Source organism: Mycoplasmopsis canis PG 14 (assembly GCF_001553195.1).
Lineage (GTDB): Bacteria > Bacillota_I > Bacilli_A > Mycoplasmatales > Metamycoplasmataceae > Mycoplasmopsis > Mycoplasmopsis canis.
This window is the reverse complement of record NZ_CP014281.1, coordinates 23,853-45,268: the sequence shown is the minus strand read 5'-3', so window position 1 is coordinate 45,268 and position 21,416 is coordinate 23,853. Positions and strand designations below refer to the sequence as shown.

Genomic DNA, 21,416 nt, shown 5'->3' with positions numbered 1-21,416 from the left:
TTGTTAGTCTAATTAATTTCAATTAGAATTTTCTGAGTCAGTCATTAAATACCATCCGTTGCTTCCTGCTTCTCTTTCATTGTAGCTTCTGCCTCCTGAATGATAGTCTGAAGAATCGTTTATCTTATCTTCAGGTACTACATTAAAAGTATTAACGACATTTAAAATTCTATCCAATGAGTTTAAATAAGAATCATTGTTAGCAAATTTTCAAGTATCATTCATTATACCTCTACCTAAAACGCTATTTGGACCAGTCACACCTAATTGAGGTTTATAAAAGTCACTTTCAGGGCGAGCGTGAGCGTTCATTAATCTTATAAATTTAGTTGCGTTATCTTCTCATTTTCTACCTAGTTGAATACCAAATAAATTATTGTTTCCGAAGTGTGGTTTTTTATTACCTAAAGCTTGAGCGGATTGTACAGCTTCTCTTAATTCTGATTTTAATTTTTCTAATCATATAACATCTAAAGAAACAGCAGAACCAGATTGACCTATAGCGTAATCTTTTTCTCCTGTAGGAGCTTTAAATTTAATATAGTTGAATAGTCTAGTAAAATCATTTGCTTCAAAACCTTTATGGAAACCAAGCATTGCAACTAATGAATTTCCATCATTAGCAGAAGGTCAATATGAGTAATCAGACTTAAATTCTAGATATTCTCAACCATAACCTTTTGCAGTATGAGAACTTTTTGTAACATTATCTAAATTAATCGTTTTATCTGTTTTATCTGTAGTAGATGTATGACTATTTTGTTTAAATATAAGAGAATCAATATTATAAGTATAACCAGCTTTCATGCCTTTTAATTTAAATGAAATAGTTTTATTTGATGTATCATAAGAAACATCATGAGCAACAACGCTATGCGTTCCAGTTGTACGATCTTTTAATGAAGCAGTACCATTATAGGTAATAACAAATCCATTATTTGATTGACTTGAATCATATAGATCCAATGGAATACTTATATTTGTTATTGTTCCTGATACTTCATATGAAGCTTCTAAAATATCTTTTCCTCTTAAGTTAGCATCTTTTTCTTGAGATTCAACCAATGTAATTTGGCTTCCTGTTTCAGCAACTGGTTCTAATGAAGTCTTAAATGTTATTTCTTCGTTTGGTATTGCTACAACATTTGAGTCAGTTGAATATACATCGCTATGCGCTTTTCTAGGCTTATCATTGAATTTTAGTTCATAAACTTTGTAATCCATATTAGCAGCAAGACCTTCTATATTAAATATAGCATAGAATTTATTTTCTCTTACTACTATTGTTCCTACTGTTGTTTTATCTGTTTGATCTGATCTATTATCTTTTTGGCCTACTGTTAAGGTAAGTTGTTGTCCGGCTTCTAACACATTATCTTCTGACATAATTTCAAGTTCAACACTTGTTATATTTTGAGATGTTGCTGTAACTGTATTAGTAACTGTGCTAGATGTTGTAGATCCATGAGCTATTATAAAGGAATCATTAACTGTTCCTTCAATTGGGAATGCAGCACCATTTGAACTAGAAATATCAGTATTATCCTTTGTATATAACAATTCTACAAATCTATAATTTCTATTCTTGTTCAAGTTAGATAAAGTAAAGTTTAATGAACTTGTGCTATTTGATGAAACTGAATTTGAAATAAGAACTTCGTTTGCATCATCAGCTGAAACGTATTTAACAGCAAATTTATAATCTGCTCCAATTGAGTTAGATGTTGCTTTAAAGTTTGCTGTAATTGTAGCTTCTGAAACCCCTGCAGCACCACTACTCATGTTATTTGAAACTGATGTAAGTTTAAATTCATTAATAAAACTTTGTTCTTCAGTGTCTAAAACTGAATTGTAAATAGCGTTATTATCTCTTCCGTTAATATTAGGATTTTCTGCTTTAGTTTTTGTTTTTAATCTAAGTTCTTTTACTAGATACTTAGTATTAACATCCATTGGAACATTTTCAAATGTTACTTTGTAGTTTGCACCATCTTGAACTAACGCAGCTTCTTTTTCAGTAAGAGTTGTTCCTTCTGGATCACTTTCTTTAATATATCCAACAACTATTGTGCTTCCTACTGACATTAATTTATCAGGGTCATTTACAGTAAATTCTCAGTTTCCAGAATTAATTGTTGAATCTGTTAATGATTTAGATAATATTCTTGTTGTACCAAGCGCAATTGTAAATGAATTTGAAATTGAATTTTCTTTTACAACTTTATTTGCATCTGTTAAGTTAGTTAAGTCACTAGCAGTTGCGTTTTGATTATCTGTTCAGTAAAGATCAACAAATGTATATGTTCTATTAGAAATTAAATCAGATAATGTAAGGGTTAAATCGGCCTTATCTGTTTCACTAGAACTTTCAACAGCAGCTTGAACATTTGTTCAAACAACTTCGCCTGAACTTAATGTGTATTTAGCTGCAAAGTATTTGTTGTTTAATAATCCATTATTTTGGTCTAATTTAACACTTATTGTTGATGTATCTTGTTGATTTGAATTATTAATTGAAGCTAGTTTTAATTTATTTACAATACCTAAATTTTGTAATTCAGTAACATTAATTTCATTATTAGCATTATTATTAACGTTGTGTAATAAAACATTTGGTTTTGCTGTTACTTTTAACTTCTTGATTGTATATTCAGTATTTAAATCAATAGCGAAATCATCAAATGTAGCGTAATATGCATCACCTTCCAATGTTAAAGCAACAGGTTGACTTGTTAAAGTATTATTCTGATCAGAATTTTTAACATATTCCATTACAACTGTTGTTCCAGCCGTAAATCCATTATCTGGGTTTGTTAACTTGAACTTAAGATCAACAGAATTTAATTTGTGATCTGAAACAGTTAATTCAGATGCTTTAGTATCTCCGTGTGGATTTTCAAATTTCTTATCATCACTAAATGTTTGTTTTAATAAGTGATCATTTGTATTAGGGAAATTATCTTCTGTTGAAGATGCTTCTCCTCAGTATAATCCAACGAATTTATATGATCTATTTAATTCTAAACCACTAAGACTTAGCGCTAAGTTCTTAGAATTATCATTTAATGATGTTGCATCAACTATATTAGATCAAACAATTCTATTAGGATCTTCATTTACTATAAATTTAGCTCTATATTTTTTGTTTGTTTGTAGATTATTATTGAAATCTAGAGTTGCATTTACTGTAGCAACGTTTCTATTAGATTCATTTGAAGGTATTTCTAATGAATCTAATTTAAATTTATTCATAAATTTGTGATTATTATTATCTGTTTTTTGATAAATAACATTATTTTCACTTATGTTCTTCAATGCAAGACCAGGTTTTGCATTTAATCAAACTCTATCTAAAATATATTCTTCATTTAAGTCAATTGTTACATTAGTAAATTCAACTTTGAAGTTATCACCCTCAGCAACAAGATTTGCTGACAATGAATATGATTGACTTGAATCACTTACTTTAACATACTGAATATTTAATGTATCCGCAGTTGATAAAGCGTTATCCGGGTTGTTAACAACTACTTTAATATCTGTTGATGTTAAAGTTTGATTTGAAGTTGTAAATGATTGTAATGCAGTAGCTCCTTTTTCAACTTCAAATGTGTGCAATACTGTTGATTTAAGAGGAATAGAGTTAGTTGATGAGTCTTGTGAAAAACTATCATCATTTGTGCCTGTAGCATCATAGTAGATTGAATCAAATGTATATTGACGGTTTTTGTTAAGGTTTGTTAATTGTACATCTGCAGTTGTTGTTCCTGTAGTAGGCATAGCGGATATTGATGTTCAATATACAACATCATTTTGATCTTTATATTTTAATCTAAATGATTTATTTGAAGTTAATTCTTGATCACCTTCAAAAGTTACTGTTATATTTTTGTTTCCATCAGTTGCTGAACTTGAAGAATCAGCGATAGATGTTACAATAAATTTATTTTCAAATTCATATCTTTCACTATTCTCTGCTGAATTATAAATAACGTTATCTAATTTATCGTTTATATTTTTTCATGCTGCGCTTGGTTTTGCACTTAATCTTATTTTCTTAACTGCATATTCTTCGTTTAAGTTTAATGTTAAGTTTGAGAATTTAACTGTGAATTTATTTGTATCACTTGCAACAGGAGTTAAATTAGCAGTAGCTGTTAAATTAGCTTCTGATTCTTGAGCTGACACTTTGTTGTATTCTAAAGTAACTTCAGTGTGTTCATCAAATAATTTGTCAGGGTTATTAATTTCAAATTGAATTGACATTCCTGATAATGATTTTTCTAATTTAGTGAACTCTGAAACATTTGTTGTTGCTGGTTCAATTGAAATTGTATCTGAAACTGTATTTGATTTAGCAATGATTGTTTTATCAGCTGTTTCTAAACCACTTTCTTCAACTGTGCTTGCAACAAAATATGCAGCTTCAAATGTATATTGTCTATTTGAATTTAAGTTAGATAATGTAAATCCAGGGTTAGTGATATCTGATACAAGGTTTGATCATTTAACATTTCCCGCATTGTCAACGTATTTTAAGACAAATTTCTTACCTGCTTTATAAGCATCATCAATTGAGAAAGTTGTACTTATTGAAGCTGATGTTGTATTTGATTGTATTGTTGATGAAATTGAATCTAAATTAAATGTATTTTTATATCTATATTCAACACCATTAACGTTTCCTTCTTTATAAATAGCATTATCAGCGTCATTATTTACATTTTTGAATAGAACACTAGATTTTTCTTTAACTTTAATAGATTTAATCTTGTATTCTCTATTAATATCCATTGGTAAGTTTAAAGTAAATGAGAAGTTTCCGTTTGAATCTGATGCTAATGCTAAATTATCAACTACTACAACATCTTCAGCTTCAGATTCCTCTAATTTAACTTTGTAATATTCAACAACTATTAAATTGCCAACATTAAATGATTTATCAGGGTTGTTAACTATAAACTTAATAGTATTTGAATCAATTGCTTTGGTTTCTACACTCGGAGTTCCTTGAATTGTAGTTTCACCAGGAGTTACTTCAAATTTGTTTTCAATATTTGAAGTATTTGGGACAAATTTAGAATTTGAATTAATTCTTGAACCATCCACTGTTCCTTCTTCAAAGTACAACTTATCAAATGTATATTCTCTATTTCTTGCAATTGAAGGAATTGAAAGACTTAATGTATTACCAGCAACAGTTGCAACTTCAGTGAAAATTGGATTTACACCGTTATGATCAACAAATCTTGCTTTATATTTTTTGTTTTCTAATAAATTATTATTGCTATCTACAACAATTGTAACTGTTACATTATCATTATTTTGAGCAACAACTGAATTAACACTTGTTATATTAAATCTGTTTTGAAGAACATATTCTGTAGCATTAGTTGAATCTTTATCATAAATAATGTTGTTATTATTTACATCAACATGTGCTTTGCTTGGTTTTGATTTAACCAATACTCTTTTTACTTTATATTCTTTGTTAACATCCATTCCAATGTTTGCGAATGTTACATAAACATTGTTTTGATCAATAGATAAGCTTCCTTCTTTTGTTAATGTAGTATTTGCATCTTCTGTTTTGAAGTATTCTAAAACAAAAACTTGTCCATTTTCGAATACATTATCTGGATTGTTAATTGCAAATCTTAGTGTATTTGCTTCCATGCTTTTTTCTGTAATTTCATGACTTAAAACTTTTGTTTCTTGAGGAGCCACTGTGATTACATTTGAAACTGAATTATCAGCTACAATTTTCTTATCTTCACTAATTACAAATGAAGAGTCATTTTTATTAGATTCATCATAATATACACCAACAAATGTGTATTGTCTGTTTGAATCGATATCTGATAATGTAAATGTTGCAGTTTTATCAGTTACTGATGTAGCTACTGATGATAATTTTTCATCATTTCCGTTACCAACATATTTCAATCTGAATGATTTGCCTTGAAGTAAATTATTAGTTTCATCAAATGTTACTGTTACGGTTGTTTGTTTTTCTGATAATTCACTGTTTGTAACTGAAAGAACTTTAAATTTATTTACGAATTTTTGTTCGTTTCCTTCGCTTGTTTGGAAAATTATATTTTCTGAAGTTCCGTTAACACCTCTATATGATTTTGTGACAGGTGATTTAACTTTAATTGAAACAACTTTATATTCTTGGTTTAAATCCATTGGAATATTATCGAATAAAGCTTCAAAGTTAGAATCTTTTGCTGTTACTAATGTTGAATCAAATTTTTGCACAAATGTCTCATCATTTGTTTTTGTAATAGTTAATTCTAGTATAGAATCTTTTGATAATGATTGATCAGGATTATTAAATGTAACTTTTAAATCATTTGAGTTTAACGTAAAATCTTCAAATGTTCAATTACTAATTTCTGTTCTTCCTGGTTCTGTTATAAATGCAAAATTAACGTTATTTTTATTAATAAATCTCTTAGTTAATTGATCACCTTCTCCATAAACTAATCTATCAAATATATAATTTCTATTTGATATTAAATTATTGATTGTAAATGTTAATTCTTGTGTTGATTCTAAAATAGTTTGAGCATCTGAAATAATTTCAGATCCATCACTTTCTGATCTAAACACAATTTTTGCTGTTTTGTTATCTGCAGCTCTACCTTGTTTATCTAAAGTTACTCTAACTTGTCTACTATCTAACTTATTACTTGCATATTCTTCAGCGAAAACTACATTTGCGACGTCATATACTGTTTCTCTTGTTCTAAATTTAGTTTCTTGAGAAAATGCTGCGAAAGTATAATTATAAGCTGAATTTGTGTTTTTAGCACTTGTAGTTAATGAAACTAAAACATATTCAGTATTAGATTCTAAATCATTATTTGTAGTAATTAATATTTTATTGTTGTTTGCAACTCTTCCGCTAGCTTTTAACATTTCCTCTGAACCAAGTTTTTTAAATGTTAGTTCAACCGGATTACCCTCTTCTAACCTTCCGTCAGCATCGTTATAAACAAATGTCAATCTTGCTTGTTCGAAGTTTATAATATTATCAATTTCATTTGAAGAATCGAATGTTAAAGTAATTGGGGTCGCTTTGGTTTTAAATTCTTGAGTGAATTTAGTTGTTTCATTTTTAAATAAGTTAACTTTCTGTCCATCTTTTTGTATAGATAATTGTTTAATTACATAAATAGTATTACCTGTTAAGCCACTTAATGAATGTGAAGGATTAGCTTTGGTTATAGTGAATGTTTGTTCTTCAGATTCATTTCCTGTTTTCTCTAACTTCACATAGTGAACTTTTATTTCAGCAGCGTCATCTAATTGAACAGAATTAGAAACATCTATTCCAAAATTGATTGAAACTGAGTTTGTTGTTTCGTTTGAAACAGTTGTTGATGCTCAAACAGCAACTTCAAATTTTGGTGTTTTAAATTCTTGCTTGTCAAGATTATTTAAAAATGTAATTGAATCATTAGTAAATTCTGGTTTTATTGAATCAAAAACATAAAATGTGTCTTTATCTAAGGAAACAAAATCAAAGAAGAATCTATTTCTTTCTTTATTAACTTTTGCCTTAGCGCTTACTTTTGAATTTGCATCATCTTTTTTGCTAAGTGTTAAAACATAGTTTGCGTTAGGATCAATTAAGTTATTGATATCTTCATAAGAAACTTCGATACTTGCTTTTGTAGTAGCAAGATCTGAAATACTTCATCTTGTAAATGTAACTTTTCTTGCTTCTTCTTTTGTATCATTAATTCTCTTAACATCTTCTGTTAGGTCATCGCCTGAAACTAGTGTTGTTTCTGGACTTGTTGTTGGGTTAACAATTTGGTCAAGTGTGTAAACTTTTTTAGGATCAAGCGAACTTGTATCAACAACAAGTTTTCCATTTTCATCAACACGTGTAGGCACTTCAACAACATTCCCGTTAGCATCTGTTAATCTAGCAACTGCACCATTTGTGTTAGCTCCTTCAGGAACATTAAATTCAAGTTGTTTTGAACCATCTGGTTTTGTTGAAACTTCACCATTTAATTTATTTCCTGTTTTAGCTACTGTTATAGGTTCAGGAAGTTTTGCTACGTCAACAACTTTGTTTCCTTGAGAATCAGTTAAACTCTTAAGTGTGTATTTTTCACCTTCAGGGAATAAAATATTATTTGATGTGTCTAAAACTAAGTTTCCATTAGCATCAACTGTAGCTTTTACTTTTATTTCTTCACCTTTTGAATTTGTAAATGTTGCTTCAACTTCTTTTCCAACTTGATCTTGTGGTAAGCTTAACTCTAAGTCTCTTGAACCCTTAGCATCTTCAATAACTTTTGCTGTAACTTCAGGTTTTTTAATATTAACTTTTTGAGAATCTGATAATTGATTATTTGAAAGAATTGCTTCACCTGACTCTTTATCAACAACTCTATCTAATGAGAAGTTTCCTGGTGTAGGTAATGAAGATGTATCGAATGAAACTTTTCCATTAGCATCTGTTGTTGCAGGAACTTCAAATGTTTCACCATGTTCATTTGTAAATACCGCTTTAACTTCTTTGTTAGCATTACCTTCTGGCAATTGAGCGTTAACTTTTGCATTTCCGTTTTCATCACGAGAAACGCTTCCATCATTATAGTTTGCTTTATCAATTACTAAATCTTCTTTATTAGCTTTACTTAAATCAACAACTGGTTGGTTCTTGTTATCTTTAACTGATTCAAGTGTATATGTTTTTCCATCTGGTAATTTACTTGCATCAATTTCTAACTTACCTTCTGGACCAATTGTTGCAGGAACTTCAACTTTATTTCCGTTTTTATCAACAAATGTCGCTGTAACTTGTTCACCACTTCTTGAAGGGTGTAAATCAATTGAAATTTTAGCATCTGCTTGATTTGTTCCAGATTTTGAAATTGTTGCTTCAGGTTTTTTGATTGTTGTTTTTTCAGCTTCAGATAAATCATCTGCACTTTTTAGAACTGCGTTTTCGTTGTTTGGATCTAAAACTCTATCTAAACTATATTCACCAGGTTCAGGTAAAGAAGATGTATCAAACTTAACAGTTCCGTTTGGTTGAACTGTTCCTTGTACTTGAATGAAGTTTCCATCTTTGTCTTTGAATACTCCAGTAACTTCTTTACCAGCTTGATCTTTTGGTAATTTAACATTTAGATCTACTGACCCTTTATCGTTAGGTGTAAGTACTTTTGAATAATCTACTTTATCAATAACTTTAAGTTCTTCAGGTAAATCGTTTGTATCTAATACTTGACCACCCTCTAAATTATCAGCATCTTTAACTGAAGAAAGTGTTCATTTTTGTCCTTCAGGTAATGAAGAAGAATCAAATACAAGTTTTCCTTCTGGAGTAACTTTTACATTTTTCTTAATTTTATTTCCATTTTCATCTGTAAATTCTAATTCTAATTCACGGTTAGCTAAAGCTGGGTTTAATTCTAAATTAAGAACTTTATCATTTCCATTCTCTGTAGTTGTTACAGTTCCAGAAACCGCTGGTCTTTTAATTGGAGTTTTTTGTTCATCTGAAAGTTGATCTTTAGATAATAAAGTAGTTGCTGGGTTAGTTGCAGAATCAACAACTTGATCTAAAGTATATTGACCTGGTTTAGGTAAGTCATTTGTATTAAATTTAACATTTCCTTCAGCATCAACTGTTGCTTGAATTTCATGTTTTTTACCATTTTCATCAACAAATACAGCTGTTACTGGTTTATTAGCATATTCAGCGGCTTTGTCTTTTGGTAAAGCTACATTTAATTCTAATTGTCCATCTTTGTTATATGAATAATCATCTAAGTAGTTATTTTTGTTGTTTAATGTTGAGTTTTCACCCACTTTGTTTACAACAATGGTATCAACATTATCTAAATTAACAACTTTATTACCGTTAGCATCTTTAATACTGTTAAGAGTATATTTTTCACCTTCAGGGAATAAATTATTATTTGATGTGTCTAAAACTAAGTTTCCATTAGCATCAACTGTAGCTTTTACTTTTATTTCTTCACCTTTTGAATTTGTAAATGTTGCTTCAACTTCTTTTCCAACTTGATCTTGTGGTAAATTTAATGATAAGTCTTTTGAACCTTTTTCATCTTCAATAACATTAACTGTTACTTCAGGTTTCTTAATTGTTGATTTTGCTCCTTCTGGTAATTCGCTATTTGATAAAATAACGTTTTCGTTATTATCTCTAACTTCTTTTAATTTATACTCATTGTGATTTGGAAGTTTAGATGTGTCGATTACTAATTTACCATTTGCGTCAACTTGTGCTGGAACTTCTACTTCATTACCATCTTTATCTGTGAATATAGCAACTGCTTCTTTATTTGCATTCGCTTGTCCTAAGTCAAGATTAATATTTTTATCACCTTTTGAATTATTGCTAATAACTTCTGCATAATTAATCTTATCAATTATTAAATCTTCAGGACTTAATTCTGATAAATCAGCTACCTTGTTACCTTCGTTATCAGTTATTGATTGTAGGGTGTATTTGTTACCTTCATCTAAGAATTCACTTGAATCAAATACTAATTTACCATCAACACCAACTTTAGCTGGAACCTTGTATGTTTCTCCATTAGCATCTGTAAATGTTAAAATAACATCTTTGTTTGATTTAGATGGGTGTAATGAAATATTGATTGTAGAACCAGTGATATCTTTATTTTCTTTTGAAATAGAAACTTCTGGTCTCTTAATTGAAGATTTTTCTACATCTGATAATTGATCATTTGATTTGATAACATTATTCTCATTATCTTTTTCAACAATTCTATTTAAGTTATATTCGCCAGGTTTAGGAAGTGATGAAGTATCAAACTTAACAGTTCCATCTGGTTGAACTGTTCCTTCAACTTTATTTTCTTTACCGTCTTTATCTGTAAATACACCAACAACTTGTTTTCCGGCATTTGAAGTATCAACTTTTGATGATAATTCAATATTTCCGTTTTTTGTATTTGAAAAACTTGATGAATAATCTTGTTTGTCAATAGTTTTCAATTCTTCTGGAATATCATTAACATTTATAACTGGATTTTGGTTTTTGCTATCTGCATCAACTGCTTTTGTTAAAGTTCATTTTGAACCACTAGGTAAGTCTTTTGAATCAAATGAAATTTGGCCGTTTTTATCCACTTTCACTTTTTGTGTGAATATTTCACCCTTTTCATTTGTGAATGTTAATTCTAATTCTCTATTAGCAAGACCTTCATTTACATTTAAGTTCAATACCTTTGAATTTGTATCTGGGTTAGTTGAAAAACTTCCATCAACAGATGGTTTCTTAATTGAAGTTTTTAATTCGGCTGGTAATTCTTCTTTTGATAATATTTGTTCATTTGTATTTTTATCAACAACTTTTGAAAGATTATAATTACCAGGTTTAGGAAGTGATGAAGTATCAAAACTTACTTTACCATTTGCATCAACTGTAGCTGAAACAATGTATTCTTTTCCATTTTCATCTACAAATACTGATGAAACTTCTCTGTTTTTGTATTGTTCTACTTTTTCTTGTGGTAAAACAAATTCTAGTTTAATGTCACCTTTATCATTGTAACCATAGTAATTTAAATACGGATTGTAATTATCTTTATTTAAATTTCTATAAAGCAATGCTGCAGCAATACCACCTGCCGCTGCACCTGATAAAAGTAATGGAACTAAAAGAATTAAAGCTTTTTTTCTTCTTTTTTTCTTTTTGTCTTCATTATTTGGGTTGCTCATATATCCTCTTTTTCTTTTATTTGTCTTAAAATAGTTTATATATAGAATTATATATAGAATATATAACTATTCTCTTTAATTATAACAAAATAAAAAAGTGAAATTTTTATTTTTAATGCTACGAGCAAGCTATAAACGCTTTTTTCTGAAAACAAAAAGTCTATTTTTTCTTATTTTCATAAATTGGAAAAACCTATAATTTTGAACAAAAAAACATCAAAATGATGTTTTTATTTTAATGTGAACGCTTTTCCTTCTGCTCTGTTTTCGTTATTGAAAAAGAGGTATTTGTTTGTCGAAATTTGTTTAATAGCAATTGCCTTATGATCTCCTTTAGGTAGATTATCTATATATCCTGCATATTGATTAGACCCGTGGTTATTTTCCATTTGATCTAGCGGGCTTTCAATCCCATTTTCCATAACTAAAACAAAGTCATGAGTTGAATTAGCTAGTTCAGGAACTTGTTTATCTAAATTTAAATCAATTGATAATCTCCCTGGTAATAAAGCATCATTTTCAAATACTGATGATGAACTAGCAACTGCAAAAGTTTCTGCTTTAGAATAATCAATATTTTGTGTAGTGGTGTCTGTTGTTGTACCATTAGTATTATTTTGATTTCCTGATTCACCATCTACTTTTGGTTTATCTAGGGGTTTGTCTTCACTATTATCTTTTATTGGTTTGTCACCAGTTTCTTCGTTCGGAGTAGCTGTATTTGAGTTATCTCCTTGTGTCGAATTTTGGTTTGGTTTTGGATTTGAAGGAGTTTCAACATTTCCATTATCTGTTTTTTGATCATTATTTTTGTCACCAGAATTATTACTTGGATTAGCTTCTGTCGGTTTTGATGGATCAGGTTTTTGGCCATCGCTGCTTGAATTTGCGTTATTTTTATCTTTGTTATCAGTTTCTTCTTTTTTAGTTTCGCTACTTGGTACTTTATTTATTTCCTCATTTTTCTTTTCAGGTGTACAACTTAGCGCACTCAACGGAATTGCTAAAGTTGCAATTCCCGAAAACGCTATTAATCATTTCTTTTTCATAAGTATCTCCTATTACATTTCTTGTACTTCTGTACATAAAAATCATACATTATTTTTTTATCATTAAAAATTTTAAAAAAGTGTCATTTGATCTTTTTCGCTTAAATCATCAAGTATTCCAAGTCTATTAACTTCTTCATACAATGTGTTGTTTATACCACTTCTTCTTTTAAAATCTTCTTTTGTATGAAAAATTTCTTCATTTCTACTTTGGATAATTTTCTTAGCAACCGAATCACCTAAACCTTTAATAGATGTAAAAGGTGGGATTAATGATTTTTTATTATAATCAATTATTCATTCACTTTCTAACGATTTTTCAATATCAATATTTAAAATTCCATATCCACGAGCGTACATTTCTCTTGCTATTTCCAAAGTTGTGTATAAACTTTTTTCGCTAACTGATTTATCTTTTTTATTTTTTAATTCATCTAGTTTTGCTAGCACTTTTTGTTTACTTGCTAAAATTTCCACATCAAATTCACTAAGTCTTGTAGTAAAGAAAGTTGCATAATATTCTAATGGTTTATATAATTTAAACCAAGCTATACGTCAAGCCATCAATACATAAGCAGTCGCATGAGCTCTAGGGAACATATATTTAATTAATTTCATACTTCTAATAGATCATTCAGGAACATTATATTCTTGTAATAATTTTTCTTCTTCAGGCGTCAACCCTTTTCCTTTACGCACTTTTTCCATTATATTGAAAGAATCGAGATTAGGTACTCCATGTTTAATCAAGAATCTCATAATATCATCACGACATGAAATTACTTCAGATAATTTCATTCCTTCTTCAGATATTAATTTTTCTGCATTCCCTGTTCAAACGTCTGTTCCGTGAGATAGCCCTGAAATAGCAATAAGATCTGAAAAACTTTGTGGTTTTGCTACTGCTAACATTCTTCTAACAAAGTCAGTACCAAATTCAGGTATACCATAAGCACCTGTAGGTTCACCACCTATATCTTTTGAAGTTATATTTAAAGCTTTCGGCGAACTAAATAACGATATTACATCCTCATCTTTTGAAGGTATATCTTTTTTTACATCAAGCCCAGTTAATCTCTCAAGCATTCTTATCGCAGTTGGATCAACATGTCCTAATAAATCTAGTTTTAAAACATTATCATGGATGGCTCTATAATCAAAATGAGTTGTTTTTCAATCACTATTCTCATCATTAGCAGGGAAATTAATAGGAGTAAAATCTTCTATATCCATATTTTGAGGTATTATTATAATTCCTCCAGGGTGTTGTCCAGTAGTTCTTTTGACATCTATCATTTTAGATGAAACATAGTCAATAAAATCTGGCGAATAATTTCATTTATAATCTTCAACAGATGCTTTTAAATAACCATATGCAGTTTTTTCTTGGATAGCGGAGATTGTACCCGCTCTAAATGTTTTATCTTCACCAAATAACCTTCTTACTTCCGCATGAATTGTTGGTTGATAGTCCCCTGAGAAGTTTAAATCAATATCAGGAACTTTATCAGCATTAAAACCAAGGAATGTTTCAAAAGGAATTGAATGACCATCTTTACCTAATCATTCTCCACATTTTGGGCATTTTTTATCATCTAAATCAAATCCTGATGAAGTTGGTGGGTTTTCAACCATTTCAAAATATTTACAGCTAGAACAAATATAATGTGGATTTAATGGGTTGATTTCTGTTATACCAGATAAAGTAGCAACTAATGAAGAGCCTACTGATCCACGGCTACCAACAAGATAACCATCATCATTGGATTTCTTAACCAAAATATGTGAAATTCAATATATAACATCAAATCCATATTTAATAATTGGGTTTAATTCTTTTTCTATTCTTTCTTTAATAATTTCAGGTAAATTCTCACCATATTTTTCTTTGGCTGTTTTATAAACTAATTCTGGCAACTTATTTTTTGAATCATCAAATTCGGGAGTAAATAAACCATCTTTAATAATTTGAATTTTATCTTCAACTTGAGAAGCAATATAATTCGTGTTCTCTATAACGATTTCTTTAATTAAATCAATATCTCCCAAGAAAGAAAATTGCTCAAGCATTTCTTGAGTTGTTTTATAACTTAAATCAGGAATTTCTAATTTTTCCTTATTCTTACGGTCAAAAATGAAGTGAGATGTGCCACCAATTCCTTTGGCATATACTAATGATTTATAATAAATTTTATCTGATTCATTTTCGAATCTAACATCTCCAATTACAACTACTTTTTTATTCTTTTTCTTTGCTTTATGGATAAGATCTTTCAATAAGAACTCAATATTCTTTTTAGTGAAATAACCGGTTGAAATTTTATGAATAAAAGCATCTGGGTGAGGTATTTCAATATAATCAAATCTATCAATAATTTTATCTATTTTAAAATCAGATGAATGTAATAAGGCATCAATTAATAACCCTTTAATACCTCCTGATCCTATAAGGAAATTTTCTCTTTTGCTTAAATCATCCCAAAACAACTTTGATCCATCTAAGTATCTATCAGTAGATGCTAAGGAAACTAGTTTAAACAATTCCTTTAAGCCTGATTGATTTTTAGCAATTACACTAACTTGATTAGTGTAAGCGATAATTTTTTTAAGAAATTGATCACCACCAGGTGAATATTCAGATAAAGATTTAAAATCTAAAATATTGCGCTCAGCAAATTTATCTATTGATTTTAAGAAAGCTTTTGCTAATACGTCAGAATCGTAATCTGCACGGTGGGCAACATTTGAATCATAATCAATATTAAATCCTTTGGTAAAGCTTTCTAATACATGTTTTTTTGCATCAACAAAAATCATTTTTGAAATCATTAAGGAGTCAATAAAAGTTGTATTTGGAATTTTTTTGTTATGGTCTTTAAATTTTTGGAGTAAAAAGTGCATATCAAATTTAGCATTATGAGCTACTGCAACTTTATTATCTAATATTTTAAATATTCTATCTAGCGCTTCTTCGATTTCTATACCATTCTCAACCATTTCATTAGTTATTTTTGTTAAATTAATTGTGAAATCAGATAACTTTTCTCTAGGTTTTATAAAAAATTGTACGTTATCAACAATTTGACCATTTTCTATTATTGATGCACCAAACTCAATAATATCACCAACCTTAGGCGAAATACTTGTTGTTTCCAGGTCAAAAACAACATAACTAGCTTCACTAATCTTTTGATTTTCAAAGTCGGTTAAGAATACCATATTACCTTTATCTATAACATCAAAAGAAACACCATAAATGGGTTTGATACCCGCTTTCTTAGCTGCTGATGCAAAAGCAGGATAAGATTGACAACTAACGCTATCCATAATTGCTAGCGCTTTATGGTTAAACTTTTTAGCTATATTAACAAAAGCTGAAGGATCTAATAATCCATCCATTGCATTCATATTTGTTTTTATATTTAGTTCAACTCTTTTTTCAGGGTATTCATCAATCTTTTCTTTTTTATCAAAAGAAGTTGGAATGATTTTATCTACTTTAACAATTTTAGAATTTTGATAGTTGCTTTGATTGCTAGGATTATAAATTCCTTCAACAATTACTTCAGAATTAACTGGTAATAATTTTTCTTCTGAATCAACAAAAACAAATTGTGTTAAAGAAATTGCGTCTTTCTCATTGGTAATTTTATACTTATAAATTTTTAAATTTGGTTTTTCTATAGCTTCATTTTTATAAATTTTTCCAGAAAAAGTGACTGGCAAATCTTGAGCATCATCATAGTCCTTTAATTCATGAATCTCAATTGGGCTATATTTTCTATTTGAAAAACCTTTAAATTTTTTAGCTGTTGAATTAGAAAAATCTTTTTTTAATGAATCTTTTTTTTGTTCACTTCTAAGAGCTGCAAATATTTTATTTATATTTTCATTATTATTAGTAGTATTTTCAATTATTATTTTGTTATGAAACGCTTCGACCATAACTCTGCTAAGTCCGAAAAAGGATAAATTTGCATTCAAAAACTTAACTGCTTCTTCAAACTCATTTTTTAAGTTAGCATCATTATAACTTACTAACCATTTTTCTTTCTCATAACTGTACTTAATATCATTTTCATTTAAAATACTATTAATTTTAGCAAACCTAGGAAAAGAACTTAAAATACCTGTTATATATGTCTTAAATATTTCTTGTTCTTGAAAGTAATTTAATACTTCAAAAGAAGGATTTAATATATGTTTCGCATGTTTTTCAATATGGTATGCAAGTCTTAAAAGATCTTTAATTTCTGGTGCCCTTTGAAAAAGAATTGTTCCATGAATAATTCCGTCAATAATTCTAGCATTAACAATAGAAATATCTTGCATTGAATAAAGAAAAGGTAAATTAATACCTTTTGCTAACTTATCAAATTGTTTGTTACTATAATTCATATATACCCCTTTAAATAAAAAATTATAACGCTCTAGATAAAATTAAGAATAAAAAGAAAACAAAGGTAATGCTGTCAATTCTATCTAATAAACCACCATGACCTCTTAAAATTCTGGAAAAATCTTTTATTTCCACTGTTCTTTTAACAAATGAAAAATAAAGATCTCCAGTTAAAGCAAAAATTGGAGCTAAAACAAGAAAAACTATCAATACTATAGTTCTACCACCACCTTGAGTTAGTAGTGATATCAAATCGTTATCAATAGCGTATGCTCGTGAACCACCATAATAAGATAAAGAGAAAATAATTGAAATAATTATTGAGCTTAAAATACCTACAATAGCTCCTTCATATGTCTTTTTAGGACTTATTGTTGGAGCTAATTTGTTTCTAAAAAATTTATGCCCAAAAAGCATTCCCCCAAAAAAACCTCCTATGTCGTGAGCTACCGAAATTATTACAAACAGCAATATGTAAAAAATTCCTGATTTAATAAGATTTAAAAATAGAAAAGTTTTAAAAAATGCTGAGATAACTAAAAATGTAATAAAGAAATGCAATGCGTTTCTCAATAATCCAATAACATTAGTTTGTTTACCTAAATCTAATGCTCTTGAAATCATAAAGACAATTACATTAACAAACAAAATAATTCAATAAATGTAATCATATATTATTGTCTCATGTAATAAATTTAGTGAAATAGTATAATCTGCTCTTTGAAATTTAAAAAGATCATACATCCTTATTCATAAGAGTAAACTAAGCAGCATTAAGCTTGCTTGAAAAAAAGCTAAAATGTTATTTTTCAGAAAACTTTTAGCCAGTTCAAAAAATGCTCAAAATGCTAATGCGAAAACTATTATCAAAGAAATGCAAATTAAAAATCAATATAACGAGTCATTATTGATCTGTGATGCTGACCAATAAAGTGAATATCTAATTAACAGCATAAATATCAGAATAAACAATGTCATTAATATTGCTGGAATAACTCTTTCTTTAAAAATATTACTTCTTTGTTCTTTATTAATTTTATTCATATTTATATTATATATAATATAAATTTTTTCATTAAAGTTATTTAAAAATATTTACAAAAAATGAAAAAATGCAACATAGTTGTTGCACTTTTAATACTATTTATTAATGTTGTAGAATGATTTTACACCTTGAAATTCTGATGCTTCACCCAATTCTTCTTCAATAGCTAATAAACGGTTGTATTTAGCGATACGGTCTGTTCTTGACATTGAACCTGTTTTAATTTGTCCTGCATTCATAGCAACTGCAATATCAGCAATTGTTGTATCTTCTGTTTCTCCTGAACGGTGTGAAACAACAGCAGTCATATTTGCTTTTTGAGCCATTTGAATAGCATCAAATGTTTCTGTTAATGAACCAATTTGGTTAACTTTAATTAAAATTGAGTTCATTGATTTTTCTTCAATAGCACGTTTTAAAATTGCTGTATTTGTTACTGTTAAATCATCACCAACGATTTGTACTTTATTTCCAACTTCTTTAGTGAATTTCTTAAATCCTTCTCAATCACTTTCTGCGAATCCATCTTCAATTGAAATAATTGGATATTTATTAATTAATCCTTTTAAGTATGCGATCATTTCATCAGTTGTATATGTTAATTTAACATTTTTAAGTTCTTCAAATCCTGGTTGTTTTGAATCGATAGCAGCTTTTAATTTTCCAAATGTATATACACCATTTTCATATAATTCTGATGAAGCACAGTCCATTGCAATAGCAACAGCTTTCTCACCTGATGTTGCAGGAACATATCCTGAAACTTTAATAGCTTCAACTAAGAAGTCAAGTGCTTCTTCATGTGACTTAAAGTTTGGAGCAAATCCACCTTCATCACCAACTTGAACACCGTGTCCGTGTTTTTTAAGTAATTTTGCTAAGTTATGGAAAACAAAGTTAGCCATTTGTAATGCTTCTCTTAATGATTTTGCTCCAACAGGCATAATCATAAATTCTTGGAAGTCAATTGTATTTGAAGCATGTTCTCCACCGTTAATAACGTTTAACATAGGAACTGGTAATTGGTGTGCATTAAATCCACCTAAGTATTTGTATAATGGTAAATCTAATTCATGTGCTGCAGCACGAGCAACAGCTAATGAAACACCTAAAATAGCATTAGCACCTAATTTTGATTTTGTTGGTGTACCATCTAATTTGATCATAATTTGGTCAATTTTACGTTGATCTGTAACTTCAATTCCTTCAATAGCAGGAGCAATGTGTTTGTTAACATTATCAACAGCTAACATAACACCTTTCCCTCCAAATCAGTTACCTTCGTATTTTGAACCTTTATCTCTTAATTCTAATGCTTCACGTGAACCTGTTGAAGCACCTGAAGGAACCATTGCTGATCCATATCCACCTAATTGTGTATAAACTTCTACTTGAACAGTAGGATTACCACGTGAATCTAAAACTTCACGAGCATGAATTTTTTTAATTGCTGACATTTCGTCTCCTTGATTTATTTTTAATTTATATTAAAGTTAATTCTTAACTTTCTAAATTATACAATAAAAAAACCTAGTAATACACAAAAAATCTCTTGCAAGATTTTAAATATATAACTAAGTTTTATACATTTTATTTTTTTAAATAATCATAAAGTCGAACAATTTCTTCTATTCTTAATTCTTGTATTCTTGAGTTATCATTAAGGCCTAACTTAACAAATGAATTATTGATTTGCTCAATTGAATATTTAGATTTAAGAGCAAAGCTAAGTTTTTTTCTTCTGTTGCTAAAACATAATTTAAAAAAGTCCATCAATTCAAATCACCTTTGGTTAGAAATTCCTTCTTTGAATTTTAGAGAAATAATAGCAGAATCCACTTTTGGTGCAGGGACAAAACAACCTGAAGGAACTATAAATTCTATCTTTACATCAGATAAAAATTGTGCACTAACAGTTAATTTGGAATAATCATGTGTTTTATAATTTGCAACAAGTCTTTCAGCAACTTCTTTTTGTACCATTAAAATAGCTTGGGTAAATTTGTCTCTATTTTCAAAAATTTTAAACAAAATATCACTTGTAATGTAATACGGAATATTGGCGATAACAATTGATTTTTCTAAGTTGCTAATGTCTGCTTTCAAAAAATCTTTATAAATTAATTCAAAATTATCAGAACTAATTTCATTTTGTAGTATCTTAATCATATCTTCATCAATCTCATATGCAGTTAATTTATTTACTTTTTTAACTAATTCCTTAGTTATAGCGCCTCGTCCTGGTCCTATTTCAACAACATTAAGTCCGGATACATCAACTAATGAAACTATTTTTTGAATAATATTTTTATCATGTAAAAAGTTTTGACCAAACTTTTTCTTAGCAAATACTTCTTTTTTATCTCTCATTATAAATTAAATAATTTCCTTACATTTTTGTTAATTCTATCTACATACTTGTCTAAACCAACTTTTTTAATACCCGCAATATAATAGTAAACATATAAGACTGTATTAGGTTCATTTTTTTGCCCAGAATATGGATGGACTCTTAAAAACGGTGAATCAGTTTCATTCAAAATTCTCTCTAAAGGTAAAAATTCAATAACTTCTCTAGTTGTATTTGATGAGCCAAAAGTAACAACGCCACTAAAAGAAAAAAATAAGTTAGGGAATTCCATAAATTTCTTGGCTCATTCTACATTGCCAGCAAAGGTATGCAACATTGATTTTAAATTAGGATACTTTTTCAAGATTTTATAAGTATCCTCATAAGCTAAAAACTCACCCTCTTTATCTCTGATATGTATTACCACAGGTAAATTATTTTCGTAGGCTAATTTAATTTGGTTTTCCATACTATTAATTTGGTTTTCTCTTGAAGGCGCATCATCATAATAATAATCTAACCCAATTTCACCAATACCAATTATGTGTTCTTTATTATCTTCTAATAATTGTTTTATTTTCAAATAATCATCACCGTTTTCACCAGCTTCAGGGTGAATTCCTATACAAGCTTTAAAAACATAATATTTTTTAGCTAGTTCTATAACTTCAAGATTTTCTTCTGGGTGACCACCATTATTGATAAAGAACTCAATATTGTTATATTTTGAAGCTAAAACAATTTCTTCAATATGAAAATCTTGATAAGCCTTTGATGATACATGACAATGTGCATCAATAAACATGTTTCTTTTTTTACTCATAA

At 28.7% G+C, this 21,416-nt stretch carries 7 protein-coding genes; all 7 read right to left on the bottom strand.

Annotation, left to right across the window (positions count from 1 at the left end; all coding sequences use genetic code 4):
- Positions 1 to 12: 12 nt before the first annotated feature.
- A complete protein-coding gene (locus AXW82_RS00165) occupies positions 13 to 11,748 on the bottom strand; it encodes a DUF1410 domain-containing protein (protein ID WP_223212159.1) in 11,736 nt (3,911 codons plus the stop codon).
- 230 nt (positions 11,749 to 11,978) lie between these two features.
- A complete protein-coding gene (locus AXW82_RS00160) occupies positions 11,979 to 12,797 on the bottom strand; it encodes a hypothetical protein (RefSeq protein ID WP_060913301.1) in 819 nt (272 codons plus the stop codon).
- A 72-nt stretch (positions 12,798 to 12,869) separates the two neighbouring features.
- Positions 12,870 to 17,195, bottom strand: a complete 4,326-nt coding sequence (locus tag AXW82_RS00155) for a PolC-type DNA polymerase III (protein ID WP_004794176.1) — start codon at positions 17,193 to 17,195, stop codon at positions 12,870 to 12,872.
- 22 nt (positions 17,196 to 17,217) lie between these two features.
- Positions 17,218 to 18,240 (bottom strand): phosphatidate cytidylyltransferase, encoded by a 1,023-nt coding sequence (locus AXW82_RS00150; RefSeq protein WP_223212158.1) that lies wholly within the window; start codon positions 18,238 to 18,240, stop codon positions 17,218 to 17,220.
- Positions 18,241 to 18,336: 96 nt separating this feature from the next.
- The gene (gene eno, locus AXW82_RS00145; protein ID WP_004794172.1) at positions 18,337 to 19,698 is read right to left on the bottom strand and encodes a phosphopyruvate hydratase; all 1,362 of its coding nucleotides are present in this window, start codon (positions 19,696 to 19,698) and stop codon (positions 18,337 to 18,339) included.
- A 133-nt stretch (positions 19,699 to 19,831) separates the two neighbouring features.
- Positions 19,832 to 20,611, bottom strand: a complete 780-nt coding sequence (gene rsmA, locus AXW82_RS00140; protein WP_004794170.1) for a 16S rRNA (adenine(1518)-N(6)/adenine(1519)-N(6))-dimethyltransferase RsmA — start codon at positions 20,609 to 20,611, stop codon at positions 19,832 to 19,834.
- Positions 20,611 to 21,414, bottom strand: coding sequence for a TatD family hydrolase (locus AXW82_RS00135; protein WP_004794168.1), 804 nt, complete (start codon positions 21,412 to 21,414; stop codon positions 20,611 to 20,613). The genes rsmA and AXW82_RS00135 overlap by 1 nt, the downstream gene beginning before the upstream one ends.
- Positions 21,415 to 21,416 lie beyond the last annotated feature (2 nt).